The organism is Rheinheimera sp. (genome assembly GCF_036568245.1).
Taxonomy (GTDB): Bacteria; Pseudomonadota; Gammaproteobacteria; order Enterobacterales; family Alteromonadaceae; genus Alishewanella.
The window spans coordinates 1-3,197 of sequence record NZ_DATCSY010000392.1 but is presented as its reverse complement, the minus strand read 5'-3'; the positions used below and the strand labels follow the sequence as shown (position 1 = coordinate 3,197).

General features: G+C 47.1%; 4 protein-coding genes. 3 read left to right on the top strand and 1 reads right to left on the bottom strand.

What is annotated here, in order from left to right; translation table 11 throughout:
* Positions 1-239: 239 nt before the first annotated feature.
* Entirely contained in the window at positions 240-1,427 is a 1,188-nt protein-coding gene (gene prpF / locus VIN66_RS17625) for a 2-methylaconitate cis-trans isomerase PrpF (RefSeq protein ID WP_331925205.1), read from the top strand.
* Between the two features lie 41 nt (positions 1,428-1,468).
* Here prpF and VIN66_RS17620 read toward each other — a convergent pair whose 3' ends face one another.
* Complete coding sequence (locus tag VIN66_RS17620; RefSeq protein WP_331925204.1) at positions 1,469-2,440, bottom strand: integron integrase; 972 nt, start codon at positions 2,438-2,440, stop codon at positions 1,469-1,471.
* A 241-nt stretch (positions 2,441-2,681) separates the two neighbouring features.
* On the opposite strand from VIN66_RS17620, the gene VIN66_RS17615 reads away from it, so the two are divergent.
* Together VIN66_RS17615 and VIN66_RS17610 are read left to right on the top strand one after the other, a co-directional pair.
* Positions 2,682-2,987 carry a hypothetical protein gene (locus VIN66_RS17615; RefSeq protein WP_331925203.1) on the top strand — a complete coding sequence of 102 codons (306 nt, stop codon included), beginning with the start codon at positions 2,682-2,684 and terminating at the stop codon, positions 2,985-2,987.
* Positions 2,974-3,197, top strand: a 224-nt coding sequence (locus tag VIN66_RS17610) for a hypothetical protein (RefSeq protein ID WP_331925202.1), incomplete at its 3' end; no start/stop codon positions are given. The genes VIN66_RS17615 and VIN66_RS17610, both read left to right, overlap by 14 nt.

The window sequence follows — 3,197 nt, the reverse complement described above, 5'->3', positions numbered from 1 at the left end:
CAGACGAATTTGTCACTTCGCTGCTGGCGCGCTCACTCAGACACTCTGTGTCGACTTTTCCGGGATTCCAACCTGTGCTATCAAGTCAAGCTGACATCGACAAGGGAGGCCCGATGCCTCTTTATGTCATCACAGAGTGTCTGAGCCCTGCCGTAGGCATTAGGGCGAGTTGCTGTGATGAGCAGAAAGAGGTTGTCGGGCCGGACTAAACAAGTAATCCAATAGAAGAGACCATTTTTATGGCTGTTCCTCAAATAAAAATCCCCGCCACTTACATGCGGGGCGGCACAAGCAAAGGTGTATTTTTCAAACTTACCGACTTACCCCAGGTAGCACAGATGCCTGGTACAGAGCGTGACAACCTGCTGCTTAGAGTTATCGGCAGCCCCGACCCATACGGCAAACACACCGACGGTATGGGAGGTGCCACATCCAGCACCAGCAAAACCGTGATATTAAGCAAAAGTGCCAAAGCTGAGCACGATGTCGACTACCTGTTTGGTCAGGTTGCCATAGATAAGCCTTTTATTGACTGGAGCGGCAACTGCGGCAATTTAACCGCGGCAGTGGGTTCGTTTGCCATCAGCAATGGGCTGGTGGCTGCTGAACGTATTCCGCACAATGGCATCTGCACAGTACGCATTTGGCAGGCCAATATTAATAAAACCATTATTGCCCATGTGCCCATCACCAACGGCGCAGTGCAGGAAACCGGTGACTTTGAGCTTGATGGCGTAACCTTTACTGCCGCTGAGGTACAAATAGAGTTTCTGGACCCGGCAGCAGATGAAGGCGAGGGCGGCGGCGCGATGTTTCCTACCGGCAATCTGGTGGATGATTTAGACGTACCAGGTATTGGCACTTTTAAAGCCTCGCTGATCAATGCCGGTATTCCAACCATTTTTGTCAATGCGGCTGATATCGGCTATACCGGCACGGAGCTGCAAGAGGCAATAAACAGCGATAACACTGCGCTTACACGCTTTGAAACTATCCGCGCTTATGGCGCAGTAAAGATGGGCCTGATACAGGATGTCAGTGAAGCAGCTACCCGTGCCCACACGCCCAAAATAGCCTTTGTCGCGCCGGCGCAAAGCTACACAGCCTCAAGCGGCAAACAGGTTAACGCAACTGATATCGATTTGCTGGTACGGGCGTTATCAATGGGTAAATTACACCATGCCATGATGGGCACTGCTGCAGTGGCGATAGGCACCGCAGCGGCTATTCCGGGCACTTTAGTAAACCTGGCAGCAGGCGGCGGCAAGCGCGAAGCTGTGCGCTTTGGCCACCCATCCGGCACCTTACGTGTCGGCGCAGCCGCAGAGCAGGTTGGCGGACAATGGACAGTGACTAAAGCCATTATGAGCCGCAGCGCCAGGGTGTTGATGGAAGGTTGGGTAAGAGTGCCGGGCGATTGTTTCTAACCAAGCAGGTTTAGCTTAACAGGGCGCTACGGCGCCCTTTCTTACAGCAGTTGTGACAGAGGGCTTTGCACGGCATTCCCGCCTTGTTTTAAGACATGAGTATAAATTTGAGTGGTTTTTACATCGGTATGCCCAAGCTGTTCCTGCACAGTGCGAATATCCATACCCGATTGTAATAAATGCGTGGCAAATGAATGGCGCAAAGTATGGCAGGTAACCGGTTTATCAATAGCGGCTTTGTGCGCTGCACTGCGCACGGCTTTTTGTAAACCAGATTCATCTAAATGATGGCGGCGCAGAAGTTTAGTCGCAGGATCAATACTCAGCGTGTTAGATGGAAAAAGATACTGCCAGCCTAATTCTTTTGGGGCACTTGGGTATTTTTTGGCTAACGCAAAAGGAAGCCAAGCACCAGCATAGTCATCGGTTAGTAAGTCTTGCTGATAATATGCCTCAGCTAATGCTATCTGGCGTTTTAGCGCTGGTACAAGCTCGGGAGCCAAGGTAACTCTGCGGTGTTTTCCGCCTTTGCCATGCCAAACCATAATCGACAAATAGTCAAAATCAATGGCCGCAACCCTTAACCGAACTGCCTCCATTAAGCGTAAGCCGCTACCATACAGTAATTGCGCCAATAGCAGGTAAGAGGGCGCTATTACCGTTAATAACCTTTTGATCTCTTCTTTGGTTAACACCACCGGCAACTTACGAGGCTTACTGGCCTGATTAAAGTTTAGATTTAGTGCCAAAGGCTGCTGCAAAATAGCTTTATACAAAAAACTCAAGGCATTGAGCGCCAATGCCTGAGTTTGCACCGCAACTTGCTGTTTTACCGCAAGGTGAGTTAAAAACTGTTCAACATGCTGCTCGGCTAAATCTTTTGGGTGCTGCTTTTTGTGAAATAAAATATAAAAACGGATCCAATGCAAATAGGTTTCAACTGTGCGTTTGGCATAGCGGCGCTTATACATCTCTTCAGCGACAAAATCTAAAAATGGTGATTGAGCTGTCATCTTACATCTCCCGATTTTCACTGTTTAAGTATACAGTTGTTTCGAAAATGTCAAGCGCCCCTTGTTAGACGGATATTTCCGCATTTGTCCCTGTTTGTTATTAATTAATCCCCATAAGATATTGTCTACATGTAGTTTTATAGTTAATGTGTCACGCAGTAAATTTACAATTACAGAAATGTCCGTATTTAAATACGGATTTTTCCGCCGAATAAGCGTTATAGCGTATGAGGTAGTTTCAATGTTAGGCCCGAAATTAAAGCACAAAATTTTTTCCACAGTATTGTTCTTTATTGCTGCATTACTTTTTGTAAGCGTAGTGAGAAAGATTGATGAGCATGGAGCGGTGTCTTTTGAAACGGTTTCAGGTTCTGGTAGTGTATTATTTGTTTTGTCTATCGCATTAATTCCTGAGTTTGCTTTTTTAAAACTCACTGAAGCTTTCAAAGTAAGAAAGCAAAGCGGCAGGGAAAAGATTTCAGAAAGGCTTGTTTTAATAGGTATGGTGTTAGTAGTTATCGGGTTTATTGGTAATGTCGCGCTATAACAAACGCCTAAAACAACGCGGCCTGTGGCCGCTGGACTCGCAACAAGTTGCTCGCCGCTTAGGCGGGCGTTATATGCAAAGGATGTTCATGCTCAGATTCTTAGTTTCTAGCTTTATTCTGGTGGCCTCAATTTTTTCCGCTCAGGCCAAAGGTGACTGCGATATTTCGGGTATTTGGAATCACTCAGATAAGCCTGCAAAACTATTAAT